Source organism: Rhodanobacter sp. MP1X3 (assembly GCF_014207165.1).
Taxonomy (GTDB): domain Bacteria; phylum Pseudomonadota; class Gammaproteobacteria; order Xanthomonadales; family Rhodanobacteraceae; genus Rhodanobacter.
In genome coordinates this window covers 132,512-147,691 of the sequence record NZ_JACHCO010000003.1, presented here as the reverse complement: position 1 = coordinate 147,691, position 15,180 = coordinate 132,512, and the positions used below count along the sequence as shown (strand labels likewise).

General features: G+C 58.5%; 14 protein-coding genes. 6 read left to right on the top strand and 8 right to left on the bottom strand.

Features of this window, described 5'->3' with window-relative positions; translation table 11 throughout:
• The first annotated feature begins 134 nt into the window (after positions 1-134).
• Positions 135-2,144, top strand: a complete 2,010-nt coding sequence (locus tag HDE79_RS09795; RefSeq protein ID WP_184601790.1) for a tetratricopeptide repeat-containing sulfotransferase family protein — start codon at positions 135-137, stop codon at positions 2,142-2,144.
• A gap of 189 nt (positions 2,145-2,333) precedes the next feature.
• Here HDE79_RS09795 and HDE79_RS09790 read toward each other — a convergent pair whose 3' ends face one another.
• The 4 genes from HDE79_RS09790 to HDE79_RS09775 form a co-directional block, all read right to left on the bottom strand.
• A complete protein-coding gene (locus HDE79_RS09790; RefSeq protein WP_343205942.1) occupies positions 2,334-2,861 on the bottom strand; it encodes a nuclear transport factor 2 family protein in 528 nt (175 codons plus the stop codon).
• Between the two features lie 94 nt (positions 2,862-2,955).
• Positions 2,956-3,111 (bottom strand): hypothetical protein, encoded by a 156-nt coding sequence (locus HDE79_RS09785; protein WP_184601789.1) that lies wholly within the window; start codon positions 3,109-3,111, stop codon positions 2,956-2,958.
• A gap of 432 nt (positions 3,112-3,543) precedes the next feature.
• On the bottom strand, positions 3,544-4,332 hold the full coding sequence (locus tag HDE79_RS09780; protein WP_221440113.1) for an alpha/beta hydrolase: 789 nt from the start codon (positions 4,330-4,332) through the stop codon (positions 3,544-3,546).
• Between the two features lie 215 nt (positions 4,333-4,547).
• Positions 4,548-5,048: an ATP-binding protein gene (locus HDE79_RS09775; protein WP_184601787.1), complete on the bottom strand. Its 501-nt coding sequence runs from the start codon at positions 5,046-5,048 to the stop codon at positions 4,548-4,550.
• A 287-nt stretch (positions 5,049-5,335) separates the two neighbouring features.
• Between HDE79_RS09775 and HDE79_RS09770 the strand changes: the two genes are divergently transcribed.
• From HDE79_RS09770 to HDE79_RS09750, 5 genes are all read left to right on the top strand, one after another.
• Positions 5,336-6,013 carry a class I SAM-dependent methyltransferase gene (locus HDE79_RS09770; protein WP_184601786.1) on the top strand — a complete coding sequence of 226 codons (678 nt, stop codon included), beginning with the start codon at positions 5,336-5,338 and terminating at the stop codon, positions 6,011-6,013.
• 429 nt (positions 6,014-6,442) lie between these two features.
• Positions 6,443-7,795, top strand: a complete 1,353-nt coding sequence (locus tag HDE79_RS09765) for an alpha/beta hydrolase (RefSeq protein ID WP_255488380.1) — start codon at positions 6,443-6,445, stop codon at positions 7,793-7,795.
• 209 nt (positions 7,796-8,004) lie between these two features.
• The gene (locus tag HDE79_RS09760) at positions 8,005-8,253 is read left to right on the top strand and encodes a hypothetical protein (RefSeq protein ID WP_184601784.1); all 249 of its coding nucleotides are present in this window, start codon (positions 8,005-8,007) and stop codon (positions 8,251-8,253) included.
• 51 nt (positions 8,254-8,304) lie between these two features.
• Positions 8,305-8,871, top strand: coding sequence for a TetR/AcrR family transcriptional regulator (locus tag HDE79_RS09755; protein ID WP_184601783.1), 567 nt, complete (start codon positions 8,305-8,307; stop codon positions 8,869-8,871).
• 51 nt (positions 8,872-8,922) lie between these two features.
• Positions 8,923-9,873, top strand: a complete 951-nt coding sequence (locus tag HDE79_RS09750; RefSeq protein ID WP_184601782.1) for an SDR family NAD(P)-dependent oxidoreductase — start codon at positions 8,923-8,925, stop codon at positions 9,871-9,873.
• Between the two features lie 517 nt (positions 9,874-10,390).
• On the opposite strand, the gene HDE79_RS09745 is transcribed toward HDE79_RS09750, so the two are convergent.
• The 4 genes from HDE79_RS09745 to HDE79_RS09730 form a co-directional block, all read right to left on the bottom strand.
• On the bottom strand, positions 10,391-11,623 hold the full coding sequence (locus tag HDE79_RS09745) for an FtsX-like permease family protein (RefSeq protein ID WP_184601781.1): 1,233 nt from the start codon (positions 11,621-11,623) through the stop codon (positions 10,391-10,393).
• A 1-nt stretch (position 11,624) separates the two neighbouring features.
• A complete protein-coding gene (locus HDE79_RS09740) occupies positions 11,625-12,929 on the bottom strand; it encodes an ABC transporter permease (protein ID WP_184601780.1) in 1,305 nt (434 codons plus the stop codon).
• A gap of 217 nt (positions 12,930-13,146) precedes the next feature.
• A complete protein-coding gene (locus HDE79_RS09735) occupies positions 13,147-13,887 on the bottom strand; it encodes a LytTR family DNA-binding domain-containing protein (RefSeq protein ID WP_184601779.1) in 741 nt (246 codons plus the stop codon).
• Entirely contained in the window at positions 13,884-14,999 is a 1,116-nt protein-coding gene (locus tag HDE79_RS09730) for a histidine kinase (RefSeq protein WP_184601778.1), read from the bottom strand. Before HDE79_RS09730 ends, HDE79_RS09735 begins: the two co-directional genes overlap by 4 nt.
• Positions 15,000-15,180: the final 181 nt, after the last annotated feature.

The following is a 15,180-nucleotide window of genomic DNA, read 5'->3' as shown; positions in this document are numbered from 1 at the left end:
TACGGTCTCTGTGTAGTTCGCGTTGCGCAGGGATCGTAGGCAGGCTCTAAGCTAACGTCGCCCGAAGTCGATGCAAATAGAATGGGGGTGGGCTTCAAGCCTGCCCCCATTTTTAATGGTTTTCCTTGGTCCCCATGAACGCTACGGCAACCGATCCAGTCTTCCCGCCGCTGGAGCTTCAAATCCAGCACATCCGCCAGCTTCACGTGGACGGGCAGTACGCGCCTGCCTTGCAGGCAGCGCAGGCGTTGCTGACCGAGGCGCCGGACCATTACGAGGTGCTCTATCTCGTAGCCCGCAATCAACGCTATCTGGGACAGATCGACGCCGCGTTGCAAACGCTGGCGCGGATGGAACAGGAACATCCTCATTACAGTCGTGTGTACGAGGAGCGCGGCCACTGTTACGTGGTGTTGCGCGATGCGCCGCACGCGATCGACGCGCTGCTGCGTGCGGTCAATATCAATCCAGCGCTGCCTTCGAGCTGGAACCTTCTCGAAGGCCTTTACCGCATGACGGGCGATACCGCCAACGCGGCGACCGCCGCCTCGCAGGTCGCCACGCTCAAGCGCCTGGCGCCCGATGTCGTGCGCGCGACCAGCCATTTCTCGGACGGCGAACTTGAACCTGCCGAACAGATCATCCGCGCCTATCTGCTCAAAGCAGGCAACGATGTCGAGGCGATGCGCCTGCTCGCGCGTATCGGCCTTGTGCGCGACGTGCTCGACGATGCCGAAATACTGCTCGACGCCGTACTGAAGATCGCCCCGGATTATCGAGCGGCACGTTACGACTATGCATCCGTACTGCTCGAGCGACACCTGTATCAGCGTGCCTGCGAGGAGGCCGAGAAGCTGCTTGCGATCGAGCCAGATCATCTCGATTACCGGGCGCTATACGCCAGTGCGAGCGTCGGTTTGGGTGAACACGATCGCGCCATCACGCTGTACCAGAACCTCCTGCAAGAACTGCCCGGCGCGGCCGACCTGTATCTGTCGCTCGCGCATTCGCTGAAGACGCAGGGGCGGCAGGCCGAATCGATCGAGGCCTATCGCGCCGCGGCAGCGGCTCGTCCTGATTTCGGTGACGCGTACTGGAGCCTGGCGAACCTGAAAACATATCGCTTCACCGATGAGGAGATCATCCGGATGCGCGCTGCGGAAGCAGCGCCGACCACGCCAGTCGTCGATCGCTACCATCTGTGCTTCGCACTCGGCAAGGCGTTCGAGGATCGCGGTGATTACGCCGAATCGTGGCCTTATTACAGCCAGGGCAACGCGCTCAAACGGTCCGAGAGCCGCTACCGTGCAGAAATCATCGAAACCAACACGCGCCAGCAGATCGAAGTCTGCACGCGCGAGTTCTTCGCCAGCCGCGAAGCCTTTGGCGATCGGCGCCCGGACCCGATCTTCATCGTCGGGCTGCCGCGTGCCGGCTCCACCTTGATCGAGCAGATACTGGCATCCCATTCGCGCGTCGAAGGTACCCATGAGTTGGGCGAGATTCCACGCATGGTCCTCGATCTGCAAGGACGGGAACTCGACCTCGACAACCCGCGTTATCCGGGCGTCCTGGCGGATCTCGCGCGCGAAGATTTTCTGCGACTTGGCAAAAAATATCTGGACGATACCTGCATCTATCGCGGGAACAAGCCGTACTTCATCGACAAGATGCCGAACAACTTCCGGCATATCGGCCTGATCCATCTGATCCTGCCCAACGCGAAGATCATCGACGTCCGGCGCGAACCGATCGCCTGCTGCTTCAGCAATCTGAAACAGCTCTTTGCGACGGGTCAGGAATTCGCCTACAGCGTCGAGGACATCGCGCGGTACTACCGGACCTATCTCGATGTCATGCAACACTGGGACGAGGTATTGCCGGGCCGCGTACTGCGCATCCATCATGAGGATGTAGTCGATGATCTCGAGAGCAACGTGCGGCGGATTCTCAATTTCTGTGGACTGGCCTTCGAGCCATCCTGCCTTGAGTTCTACAAGACGGCGCGCAGCGTGCGCACGGCCAGCTCGGAACAGGTACGTCAACCGATCTTCCGCGATGGCGTCGATCAGTGGACGAAATACGAGCCCTGGCTGGCTCCGCTGAAGGAAGCCCTCGGCGATGCACTGGTTCGCTATCGCTAGTAGTTGCCGCGCCCTTAAGTTCCGACGCACCGAAGACGTGACCCTATCTGCCAATTCCTGAGTTGAACGGCACACCCGTCCAACTGGATGCGTTGTCAGGTTCTGCGTAACTCACCACCACGGTCGCGACGAGAGCCAGTGGCAATCAGGATCCCAGACACACAACCTATCGTGGGTAAAGCGCTCATGTCAGGGATGACTTTGCAATTTGAGCGCTTCCTTTTCAGCCGGCAACAAGGCTCGATGTCCGTAGCTGATGACTCGCGTCATCAACCATTTCCCATCCGTGTTCTGCCAAATCATCAAAAACTTGGCAGCGCCTTCGCATGCACCTGTTTTTATCTCACAGAAAATGTGTTCGCCCTCCTCAATGGCGCCATAGTCCTTGACTGGATAAACCTTGAGAGACCCTTGAACCAACTCCCGGTGCACTTTGTCGCAGATATATTTGCGGGTGTTCATGACAACTGTTTCGCGGTCATAGGTCACACCACCTTTGTCGTGATAAAACTCGACCGTTGGCGAGAAGTAGCTGCCAAACGCCTTAAGATCGCAGCTGTTGTATGCATCGAAAACCTTCGCATCGAGCGCAGTGATAGTGCGTGTCAGTGCCGCGTCATCACTTTCCGACTGGGCATGGGCCGGCGTTATCCCCAACGCAAGTTGAGCAAGAAAATAGGCAGCCCATGCCGCTTTACTGAATCGATTGATAGCCAAGTGGACTACTCCTTGATGGATGACATCTGTCCGCGTTTCAATGCGGCGTTACCTGCCTGAGCTATTCAGGATGCCTCATGCTTGCGTCGGTGACTCAGCTGATCAAGCTTTCGATGGCCGCGACAGGAGCATGGCTGACCGCAACGCTCGGCACGGTTATTTGCGAAGTGAGCATGGCACCCAGGGTCAGTAGGCAGATCAGCAGGCAGGCGGCGAAAAGACTCTGCAGCATCAAGGTCTCGAATTTCATGGCGGTTCTCCGTGAGTAGGTAGGAAGCTTTCAATGAGACATATGGCAAAGCTCGTGCCAAAGGCTCGAATCTCTTGAAAGCCGCATTCCCAAGCCATTTCATCCATAGCCTTTCGGCAAGAACGATTGCCCGCGGACAGGGCCACTACTGTCCGGACAGGGCACGGACAGCGGACGAACGATCAGTTGCCGCACCGACGGATGAGCTTGATTCCTGACTTCGGGAAGCCGATCAGCTTCATCAGGTGACGCTCTGAGCGTCATGCGCGCGATCTTCCAAAGCTTGGCTACTTACGCCATGCGCCGTTTGATCGGTTCGTTGACCAACCTTATTTTCAGAGGCCGTTGGTTAGCTGCCGTCCTTGCGGATCGATCGGCTTCTCGGCGGAAACATCCATTTGTAGCCAAGAAACGCACATTTGAGAGAGACGGTTACGCGTATCGAGCCACTTGATCGATGAGGATCTCAGCAAAGCGTTCGGGCTGTTCAATGTCGGGAAAGTGCCCACAATCCTGGAAATGAACGATCTCGGCCTGCGGGATACATTCGTGCAGGGAGTTGGGATCGGTACCTCGGTGAGAGTGATCTTTCTCACCCCAAATCATCGTGCATGGCACCGTCACTCCACACAACGAAGCCATCTTTTCTCTGGCCAATCCTTGAACGACGCCAGCAACGCAAAAACATGCCCCACCAGAAAGAGCATTCAACGCCGTTTCTCGAAAAAATTGCGGATCTGTCGTCCTGGGAAGTGCTATGCCATACCAGCTGGTCGCAGCCTTTTGACGAAAGAGCCACGCAGCGATCTGCCCTATGACAGGAACACGCAGTGGTCTCGGGATAACGCGGGCCGTCCAGGCATGCATGGCTGTGAGTGATGGAGTCTGCGACAGGACCAGATTTGGAATCCGCTCCGGCGCAAGCTTGGCAGCACGCAAAGCGTAAAAGCCGTTGGCACAGCTAACCGCCAGGGTTGCCCTCTCTATGCCAAGGCCATCAAGTACGCCCAGGACAGCATGGGCACCTTGATCCAGCGAATGCTCATACGAATGCAGTGGGTGGGAGTAGCCAAAACCGGGCATGTCGAAACACACCACACGCAACTGCTGTGAGAGCAGATCGATCACTACATCGTAGTGCTCGATGACGTTGGGTCCATCGGGAACCATCACGACGCATGGCTTTGTTGATCCGGAGTCATACACGCGCACTTTGCCCACAGGCGTTTCGATGAAACGAATGTGTTGGAGCTCTCCGGTAGTACGCGTCTGTCGCCTCGCCGAAATACGCGCCAACAGACTATCTACAAACGCACTTATCATGCGTATCCTGCCGGCACGCTGGATGAAATGCCTGCGGTTAAAGTCTTGGTCAATGTGTCTCCCATGTCTACTTCGGAAGTGGACATACACAAGAATACGATGTGCGTCGCCCACTACTGTTCATGGCGAATTATGTGGAAACCCTCTTCGTGAGATGGCGGCAAGAAGAACCGGGTGATCTCATCAAACTCGACATCAGTCGGCGCGTATGGGTGTGAACCTGTGGCATTGCGGTTTCGCAACCGCATTTTGCAAACTTCATCGGGTATATCAAGGTAATGCAATACATGCGCTGCGCCAGTACGGTCGATAATGTCCTTCATCCAACGACGGTTGTTGAGCGTGTTCGCTGGGAAATCGAGGACCACCGAGAGGCAACCTAGCAGTAGTGACCCAACGTGAGGAGCAAGGATGCTGCGCAGCTGACGCGAACGACGGACGTAATCATCGAGCGTACGGATCTCATCCGCATAGAGCTGCGACAGCCAAATATCCTCGCTGATAAGCACCGTCTTTGGGCGAGCAGCGAGCTTCTGGGTGAGCGTTGATTTTCCTGAAGCAATCTTTCCGCATACAAGGTAAAGAGCCGGAGACTGATGACTATCGATATTCATGAAGGACTCCTATTGGCTTCGAATGCCCAGGAGGTGGATATAAAAAAACCCGCCTCAAGGGCGGGTTTTAGCTACTCGGAAACGTGTGCTAACCCACCACTTCTTGAGTGGTGCAAATAATCAGCGAGGGTTGAGCGTCTACGAGGTTCATGTGTTTTACCGTAAATGACGAAATCATCCACGTCAATGCCAGTGTCCTTCGGGTGGCCATCAACTCTCACGTCCACCATGGACAAGAGGCACGTGGTTCGCGGTAGCATGAGCCGCCTGGAACGTTGGAGCTCTTCTTGTCGTCTTTCTCTGACCCGAAAGCTGTCGCTCGCTACGCTGAAGGTCCCATCAAGCAGGTTCCAGGCTTTCATGGCCTCCAGCAGATGGCGGCGCTACTTCTTGCCGAAACCATCCCTCGCGATGGTCAAGTACTTGTACTCGGTGCCGGGGGTGGTTTGGAGTTGAAAGTCTTTGCAAGCGCCCAGCCAGAGTGGCACTTCGTGGGTGTCGACCCGTCAGCTGAGATGCTGAAGCTTGCAGAGATCACCTTAGGCCCACTCGCATCACGTGTCGGGCTCCATGAGGGTTACATCGACACCGCACCGGAGGGGCCATTTGATGGCGCTACATGTCTCCTGACCTTGCATTTCCTTTCTGCCAAGCAGCGTCTGCATACGTTGGCCGAACTGAGGCGACGCTTGAAGCCCGGTGCACCGCTCGTTGTTGCCCACCACAGCTTTCCCCAAGCCGAAGATGAGAAATCGCGCTGGCTTTCTCGCTACGCGGCATTCGCAATGGCATCCGGCATTCCTGCATCGGATGCAACGAATGCAGCCACCGCAATCAGCAATCGACTGCCCCTGCTTTCTCCCGAGCAGGACGTAGCCCTACTAAGAGAAGCAGGATTCGATGATGTCGAACTGTTCTACGCCGGGTTTACGTTCAAGGGCTGGGTCGCCTACAACCCATCCTGAAGCGTCATCTCCGTAGCACTTTTTCAAGCGCACAACGTTAGTCATACGCGGAGTCGGCTCAGGGTGGCGGTCTCAACGCAACCATTGCTCGCTTGAACGACTACGCGAGCCAACAGATCAGCCTCAAACGCACTGTTGTGTTTTCCCACAGCTGCCACCCAAACCGGACATCTCCGCGTCTGCCAGCACGCATTGACCGGACGTCCACGAACCTGTCCGCGGACGCTGACACCTGACCGTAGCTGGCCATCAAGTGCTTGAATTGACTTGCTTGAGTCGCGAATCCCCCGCTGGCACATGGCTTGCCCGACTTCGATACAACGGCGCCGTGTTCGCTTGTGTCCACGGCGGCAGCCATTGCCCACTTTCGCCTGACTCGTTGAGCTCAGTGGGTTGCCAGATATCCGTACCAGGGGAGTTTTCTTGACTATGTTGCGCACACATCTTCTTTTCATACTGGCAGTGGTTGTCGGAATGGCCGCGGCCAATGCCTTCTCTTTCACGTTGCCCGCTGGCGCATCCAGCGCGGCGGCCACGCCGGCTCAGGGAAAACCGCCGCAAGCCGCGCCTATCGACTCGGACTGGCCTACGAACGGGCGCTACGCCACGGCACAGGGCGTGGTCTACGTGGGCCATACCGCAGAGCCGCCGACCAAGCCTCAGCTCGAATACTTCGACGTGGCAACACATCGCACCGGCAATTTGGTGAAGGTGGAAGGTGATCGGTACCGCACGCAGGAAAAACCTTATCTGGACTTTGACTTGCGGCGGCCAGAGGTCGCGGTGATCGAGGACAGGCATGCAATCGACGACCACCAAGGGCGCTTTGGCTTTTCGCTCTGGCATATCCGTGATGCGACTCATCGACCCTTGATCGTGCTGCTTGAAGGGGCCGATGACTCAACCCGCGACATGGGTTTCCTGATTCCGTATTTCGTGGCAAACGGCTTGGATGTGTTGACCTTCGACCAGCGGGGAACGGGTGTTTCCAGCGGGAACTGGCGGTTTACCGGACCGGCTGACAAAGCTGAGGATGTCGAGGCAGCCCTGAAATCGCTGGTCGGCGACACCGCCGTGGATTTTGCGCGGGTCGGTGCATGGGGACCCAGCAACGGCGGTTGGGTGGCTCCGATCATCGCCCACCATTACCCCTTGGCTTTCATGATCCTGAAGAGCGGTTCGAGCGGCACGATCATCGACAACGTGTCCTACGAGGTCAGACAGGATCTGCTCCACAGCGGTCGTTTTTCGCCGCAGCAGATCGACGATGCGATGCGGTTCGAGAGGGGCTTGTTCCGCAATTTGGAAACCAACAGTGACTGGGCATCAGCGGGCACAGCGTTGAAGAAAGCTCGCACACAGCCGTGGTTTCCGTTGATGCGTATCCCGCCGGGCATCACAATGCCTCCCGCCCCCGCGATGTTGACAGCGTTGCGCGCTTCATTGATTTACGATCCGCAATCCACACTCGAACATGTCACGACCCCAACGCTCGCGTTGTATGGCGCGCTGGATCGCAACGTCGATGTAGCGGACGGGCAGCGCGGGTTTCGTGCGGCCTTTGCCAGATCCGGCATGCGCGACTTCACTGTGCATGTTTTTCCAGGAGCTGACCATCTACTAATGCTGTCGAAGACCGGCTACGAGAGCGATGCGTTGGATCCTCCCCGCTTCGTACCAGGTTATCCTTCGATCATGATCGACTGGCTGAGCCGGCTCGGGCTGATGGCCAACACGACCCAAGCTACTCCTGTCGAGCAGACTCGGTCGGAGACGAAATGACAACTCCTGCGCGACACCGTTTTTCGTTCTCACTGGCAAAAAGAACGGTGGGCTGACGCCGCGTAACCGCCTCGTATGCGACAACACAAAATCTCAGCCACCCGGCTTGATGGCCGCCGTTGAGCGTCTGCTTCTTGGCCGAAGTTGTGCGAAAACACCCTGCAAGGGTGTGCCAGTAGCATCACCCCGTCACGGCGATGGGTTGTCGCATGAAGCGATTTGTCGAAGGTGCCGATCGTTCGCTGAGTATTCTGTTTCCCAAGCAACCGGACGACTACACCGACGAGGCGAATCCAGTTTGGCTGATCGATGTAGTCGTCGATGAGCTGGACTTGGGCGAGCTGGGCTTCGCTGGCATGCGGCCCGCGGTGACCGGACATCCGGCGTATTACCCCAGTACCCTGCTTAAGATTCACATGTACGGCTGCCTCAACCACAACCGCAGTATAGAATATTGACTGACTAGTCACTTATTCATATAGTAGGCATGCAACTCAAGGACAAAAGCTATGGCCAGACCGAAAAGCGACGACAAACGGAACGCCATCATGGCGGCAGCGACCCGCATCATCGCTTCCCAGGGACTGGGCGCAGCGACGGCAGCGATCGCGAAGGAGGCGGGCGTCTCCAATGGGTCACTCTTCACCTACTTCGAGACGAAGGCTGACTTGTTGAACCAGCTCTATCTCGAAATCAAGACGGAGATGGCTGCAGCAGCCCTGGATGGACAGCCCGCTGGGAGCAACATCCGCAAGCAGATGCTGCATATGTGGTCCTACTCGCTGCGTTGGGCGATGGCCTACCCCGAGAAACGCAGGACTCTCGCGCATCTCGGCGTGTCGGGCGATATCACCGCAGAAAGTCGTCAGACGGGGCACCAGACAATGGCCGGCGTAGCCAAACTGCTGGAGCGGAGCCGCGAAAATGGGCCGATGCGCGATGCTCCGTTGGGATTCGTCGTTGCCCTGATGAGCGCGCTGGCTGACACGACGATCGACTTCATGATCCATGACCCGACCAACGCCGATAAACATGCCATGGCAGGGTTCGACGCTCTTTGGCGGATGGTCGGCTAATTTTTTGACTTGATAATGTCTGACTAGACAGGTAATTAAATGGAGGCAAGTATGGCAAAGACTGTTTCGATGGGAAATCCCAGAGATCGCAAGGCCTACATCATCACCGGCCCGACCTCCGGCATCGGTCGCAGCACGGCACTCGAACTGGCCGAGCACGGCACCGTCGTCCTGGTCGGCCGCGACCGCGGGAAGCTCGACGAACTGCAGAAAACCATCACGCAAAAGGGCCAGCACGCGGTGTCTGTCGTGTGCGACCTGTCGGATCTTGCGAGCGTGCGGCGCGCGGCCGCGGAGATCGTCGCACTCCATCTTCCGGTCGTCGGCCTGCTCAACAACGCGGGCATCATGCAGATGCGCCCCACGACAAACGCGCTGGGCTGGGACATGACCTTCGCGACGAACCACCTCGGCCCGTTCGCGCTGACAGAGGCGCTCGTACCGCATCTCCCCGACGGTGCGAATGTCGTCTTCGTCGCTTCCGCCGTGGAAGATCCCGAGCGCAAGCCCGCCAAAGCCGTCGGCTTCCGCGGCGCGCGTTATATTTCAGCGGACGCGAGCGCGCGCGGCGAGTGGCAGCAACCCGGCGGTTCCAAAATGCCGGGCGCGGACGCCTATGCCACGTCGAAGCAATGCAATCTCGCGACGGTGATGGTCTTCGCCCGTGAAACGCCGCGGCTGCATTTCAACGCGGTCGAGCCGGGCGTAAATCTTGCCACCGGTCTCGGGCAGCGCGATGCCAATGCCTTCGTGCGCTTTCTGTTGAAATACATCATTCCGCTGCTCGTGCCGCTGCTCATGCCCTTCATGAAGTTTTTGAGCACCCCGAAGCGAGCAGCGCACGTGATCACGAAAGTCCTGATCGATGCGTCCGGTCAGACTGGCGTCTATTACGACGAGAGCGGCCATCCGATGCTCGGCTCCGCCCTCGTGCGCGACCCGAAGTTCCAGGACCGCATCGTCGCCGAGACACGCGCCTTCCTTTCGACGATTCCAGCATAAAAGGAGGAAGCTATGATTTCCTCCAGCCGCCCGCGTTTGGCATTCGTCACCGGCGCACCCTCCGGCATCGGTCGGGACTTCGCGTGACGACTACGTATTCCGATCAAACCCGCCACCCGAAATGCTACCAAACCGTCCATCTGGAATGCTCCCGAACCTGCCACCCCGCGGACTATTGAACGGCACGCTCTAGCGATGCCTTACGATCGGCGCTGATCTGGCAAGAGGCCACCACGAAGATCGGCGCGACCGTCCCAAATCGGTCTATTCTGTTGAAAAACTCACTTCAAAAACTTGAGCTCGTTTGGAGCGAGAAAAATCGGCCGTGACAGTCGACTTCTGCCGAACTGAATGTGCAAATTTGTGCAGAATCGAATTGTCGCGACCATCGTGATACAAAATATGGACGTCCATTCGTTAAGACGGAGTTTTTCAACAGAATAGGCCAGGATCGGTCAGTCGTCATCGCTATCTGTCCACCAGATAGCGGACGTTGAAAGATCCTACCAACAGGAGATCAAACGCTCCTCGTCGCCACAACCGGCGGCACGGCGGCGGCGCGCAGCGCCGGCCCCAACACGGCGAGCTGGCCGATCAACCAAAGCGCGATCGCGCCGACCGGGAAATAGATCGCGGGCAACCGCGGCAATTCGTAATGCAGCATCAGCAACAGGTTGATGCCGTAGGCCAGCACCATGCCGAACGCGATGCCGATCGTGGCTAGCAGGAAGTTCTCCGTCTGGAAGTAATGCAGGATGTTGCCGCGGGTGGCACCGAGTGCGCGGCGCACGCCGATGGTGCGGCGGCGCTGCCCGACCCAGAAGCTAGCCAGTCCGGCAATGCCCAGCGCGGTGACGATCAACAGCGCCGCGATAACGCCCACTAGCATACCGGCCATGGCGCGGTCGTCCTGAAAGTAGTCATGGCGTAGTTCATCATAGGTGCGCTGCTCCAGCACGATGCGGTTGGGATCGAGGCGGTTGAGCGCAGCCAGCGCGGATTTCAACACCTGCTCGCGATCCCCCAAGGTAGTGCGAATCACATAGCTTCCACCCTCCGTCGCGGTCAGCCGTATCGGAAACACGATGCTGTTCTGGGCGCCCATCTGCAGCGAGTCCGGCCGTGCCAGCGGCGAGCTCACACCGACCACCTGCATCGGTATATCGTTGCCGAAGTAGATCATCTTGCCCAGCACGTTCTGGCCTGGCCACAGGCGTGTGGCGACTGCCTGATCGATGATCACGGTGTGCGGCAGATTTTTTATATCGTCGCTGTGCAACGCGGGCAGCGCGGTTTTAAGGTCGACCAGCTCATCGGGCTGAAAATCGCGCCCCGAAATCAGCCGTAGACCCAGCGTCGCCAGTAGGTTCTGGCCGTAGTAGCTTGCCACCTCAAGCGATGTCTGCTGCTGTTGAGGGTGCAGCTTGATGCCACTGTTGGACATGGAATAACCACTCAGCGGCAGCTGGTTTACCAGAGCTACCGCCTGCACCCCAGCGATCTGCCGCAGTGTCGCCAGATCGGTTTGCGCCTGCGCATAGGCATCCGGTCGATCGCCGATGTACGCAAACTTGATCTGCAGCAGTTCGTGGTCGGCGACGCCGCTTGGAATGTCCATACGTTGCAGGCGTTGATGGATCAAAAACACCGCGTTGCACACGATGGCGCACGTCAGCGCAATCTGCAGGATCAGCAGCAACGAAGTGATCTTGTGCCGGTGCAGGGTAGACAGAATCGGGCGGATATCCATATCAATGGCTCCTCAGTTGACGGGCGGGAGTGATCTGGCAAGCGCGCCAGGCCGGCAGCGCGCCGGCCAGCAGACTGGCAACCACCGCCAGCACAAGCGTCATCATCAGCATCGCGCCATCGAGATGCGCCAGCGGCGCGTAATTCGCCGGCTGCTGTCGCACCAGCCACAGTCCGAGGTACGCCAGAAGCAGGCCGCCAAGGCCACCCGCAAGCCCGATCACGGCGGACTCCACCAGCAGCTGCATGAACAGTGCACGCCGCGATGCGCCCAGCGCACGGCGCACGCCCAGTTCGGCGGAGCGACGCAGGAACTTGGCCAGCATCAGGCCTACCGTATTGACCAGACACACGAGCAGGAAACCCAGCGCCAGCCAGTTCTGCAATTGCACGTCGCCGGGCACGACCTGCTCGTAGTCCAGCCACTGCATCAGATTGCGCAGGCGTACATTGGGCGGGCGCAGAAAGCGGCCCAGCGACTGTTGCTCTTGCGAGTAGTGGATCAGAAACTGCCGGTACGCGTCGGCCTGGGCCGGCGTATTCAACTGCACCCAGAATTGCAGCCACACGCAAGGTGCCGTATGTGAGGGAGTGGCGCCGTCGCCACCATTGCCCCAACAATCGGCGCCGCCGAGATGCGCCAGATGCAGATCCTGCGAGGTGGACAACGGCAGGTAGATTCCTTCGTCCGCACCGTAACTCTTCAGGTTGAGATCGTAGAAATGCGGGTTCGGCCGCCAGTCACCCAGCACGCCGATGATGCGCAGGGCATGACCCTCCACGCGCAGCATGCGTCCGCTGCTGTCGCGACCACCGAACAGCTTGTCATTGAGCTTGCTGCTGATCACTACCACGGCTGCGCTAGCCGCATCCTCGGGCACGCCCCAGGTATGGCCGTACTGGAATGGCACACCGAACATGGGAAAGAAATCGGCCGTGGTGTAGCGTGCGGTCTCGTAAAATGGATTGAGTGCGGACTGCGCTGGCTGGATAGCCACCGAACCGCCTGTCATCAGCGCCTGGCGATCCGCCCTCTTCGCCCGCAACAGGTTCATGCCATCGATCCAGGTAACTCGATCCGGCGGTTCGCCATGCGGTTGATAGTTACCCATATCGCGCGGGTCAACTTGCGGCGCGTACAACGCGCTGCTGTGCCCCGGCAACGGATCACCGGACAACACGTGCAATACAGTCAGCGTGGTCATGCTGGCACCGATACCCAGCGCAATAGCCAGCACCATCAGCGCGGTGAGTACCTTGTTACGCCGGAGGCTACGCAAGGCAAGGTCAAAGTAGTAGCCGAACATTCCTTTTCCCCTTCATTCACTTCCGCTTCTACAAATAAGCGTACGGACAACTCACACTTCCCATCACCGCAGACAGGAACAGCAAGGTGCGCATCACAGGACGCTTGCAACAGCCATCAAGTTCTCGCCTCGCAGCGATAAGCAGAAGCTTGATCCACCCGCAACCAGCTGGCAGCACATTTGGGGTGAATGGAGAGCTCGGCGTGGCAAGGGGGAACTACTGCCCCATGCGGACGAATAACGCTTCGCGATACCGTCGGCTGAGCCGGAGAATGCGGCCGTTGTTCAGATGGATTTCGTAGTCGCCCTTGAAGAGGGGGGTGAGTGATTCGATTGAGTTGATGTTCACCGCTGTCGACTTGTGAATCCGCACGAAGCGCTGTTCACCCAACTGGGAAAGCAGATCCTGCAGTGTCCTGCGTAACAGGTAGCTGCGCGCAGGCGTGTGCACGTGGACGTAGTTGTCGTCGGCTTCTAGCCATTCGATGGATGCAGCGTCGATCAGCTGTAGCCGTTCGCGATCCGGCACGAGCAAGCGCTCGCAAGAAGGAGCCCGTGCTCGTCCAATCGCCACCGCTGTAGCGCCGGACTCATGGGCGTGCAGCCGTTCGCGGACGCGCTGCACGGTGCGCGTGAAACGATCCTGGTCGTAAGGCTTGAGGAGATAGTCGACCGCATTGAGATCAAACGCCTTCACCGCATGCTCGTCGAATGCGGTCACGAAGACGATCAGCGGCGCGCTCGATAGCTCAAGCTGCCCCACGACCTGGAGTCCCGACAACATAGGCATTTGGACGTCAAGAAAGGCCACGTCCGGGCGGAGCTGTTCAATACACTGCGCCGCAGACAATCCGTCCTCAACAGCCCCAATCACGGCCACGTCCGGTTGTTCCACCAGCCAGCGTTCGAGCTTTTCGCGAGCCGGGGCCTCATCATCGGCGATGACGACGCGGATCATTGAATGATGCCCGTCAGCGGTATGGAGACTCGCGCGGCAACGCCGTCACCCTCGTTGCAGACCCGCAGGGACGCCGCATCGCCGTAGATGATGCCCAGCCGCTCCCGGCAGTTGCGGAACCCCATCCCGTCATGATGCTCCGGTGCCAGCATGGAGCCGGAATTGCTCACGACGATTTCCAGCGAGCCGCTTTCGCGTCGGACGCTGATAGTGATGCGTACGCGCGTCACCGTAGGCTCGACACCGTGTTTGAACACATTCTCAAGCAAGGGCTGCAGCAATAGTGCCGGAACGGGGATGTCGAGGAGCGTCTGATCGGTCTGCCAGCTCAGCGTCACGCGATCCCGAAACCGCTCATGCATGATGCCCGCGTATAGCTCAAGTGTGCGAAGTTCTTCGGCGAGCGGCGTCATCTCATTCTCACTTGATCGAAGACTGATACGCAGCAGATCGCCAAGCGTCGCCACCAAGCGGTCGGCTCGTGCTACGTCTGTATGCATCAGGGCAGAGACGGTGTTGAGTGCATTAAACAAAAAATGCGGCCGCAGCTGACCCTGAAGCTGTGCAAGCTGCGCCTGGGCCAGCGCCTTCTGCGTTTGCAGCAAACGGTGCCGCTGGAGTTGCCACTGCCCATACGAATCGATACCAAACAGGATCCCGAGCCACAGTCCCGTAAAAATCGTCAGTTTGAAGCTCTCGTAAACAACGACGAAGCCCCAGGTTGGGTGCTCGTAGATACGGCCCACGGCGGCATAGACGCCATGCCGTATCGAGTAAACCACCGTGATCCACGTGATGAAGACCAACGGCAACCAACGCAGGTAGCTAGCGAACCAGATCAAGGGCTTGTCCAGATACGGCGCATAGCGCTCGCGAACCCGGACGGCAAGCCACATCCATCCTGTTGAGACCAGTGCCGAACTCCCTTCCGACAGGACTGGCTCCCACCACCGGGTGAGCGGATCACGGAGTTGATCCTCGATGGAAACACCGATCATGAGCAGCCAGAATGCTGCCCACAACGCCCAAAACGTGGCCAAGGTCTTCGGAGGAAACGTCGCGCCGTAGTCGGTGTGGACGCCTGCCGGCAATGGGCGAGATAACACGTTCATGGTGATTGAGTGTAGCCGCGCCTGCGGCAACGGACGTTGCCTATGTGGCAAGCGGGACCTGAGAGGGGTAAAACGGCCATGGTCATGGCATTGAACGTCGCTTTGTCGGCACTTTGATGGCGCAGTCTCCTTTCCCCATCTCTAAGGTCAGTGGCTGCTTAGGTAGCGGAGCTGCTTCCGC

What these genes read in the sequence shown, in the direction of transcription:
- HDE79_RS09795 (WP_184601790.1), top strand. Translation starts at nt 135, where the DNA reads ATGAACGCTACGGCAACCGATCCAGTCTTCCCGCCGCTGGAGCTTCAA.
- HDE79_RS09785 (WP_184601789.1), bottom strand. Translation starts at nt 3,111, where the DNA reads ATGAAATTCGAGACCTTGATGCTGCAGAGTCTTTTCGCCGCCTGCCTG.
- HDE79_RS09775 (WP_184601787.1), bottom strand. Translation starts at nt 5,048, where the DNA reads ATGAATATCGATAGTCATCAGTCTCCGGCTCTTTACCTTGTATGCGGA.
- HDE79_RS09765 (WP_255488380.1), top strand. Translation starts at nt 6,443, where the DNA reads ATGTTGCGCACACATCTTCTTTTCATACTGGCAGTGGTTGTCGGAATG.
- HDE79_RS09760 (WP_184601784.1), top strand. Translation starts at nt 8,005, where the DNA reads ATGAAGCGATTTGTCGAAGGTGCCGATCGTTCGCTGAGTATTCTGTTT.
- HDE79_RS09755 (WP_184601783.1), top strand. Translation starts at nt 8,305, where the DNA reads ATGGCCAGACCGAAAAGCGACGACAAACGGAACGCCATCATGGCGGCA.
- HDE79_RS09750 (WP_184601782.1), top strand. Translation starts at nt 8,923, where the DNA reads ATGGCAAAGACTGTTTCGATGGGAAATCCCAGAGATCGCAAGGCCTAC.
- HDE79_RS09745 (WP_184601781.1), bottom strand. Translation starts at nt 11,623, where the DNA reads ATGGATATCCGCCCGATTCTGTCTACCCTGCACCGGCACAAGATCACT.
- HDE79_RS09740 (WP_184601780.1), bottom strand. Translation starts at nt 12,929, where the DNA reads ATGTTCGGCTACTACTTTGACCTTGCCTTGCGTAGCCTCCGGCGTAAC.
- HDE79_RS09735 (WP_184601779.1), bottom strand. Translation starts at nt 13,887, where the DNA reads ATGATCCGCGTCGTCATCGCCGATGATGAGGCCCCGGCTCGCGAAAAG.
- HDE79_RS09730 (WP_184601778.1), bottom strand. Translation starts at nt 14,999, where the DNA reads ATGAACGTGTTATCTCGCCCATTGCCGGCAGGCGTCCACACCGACTAC.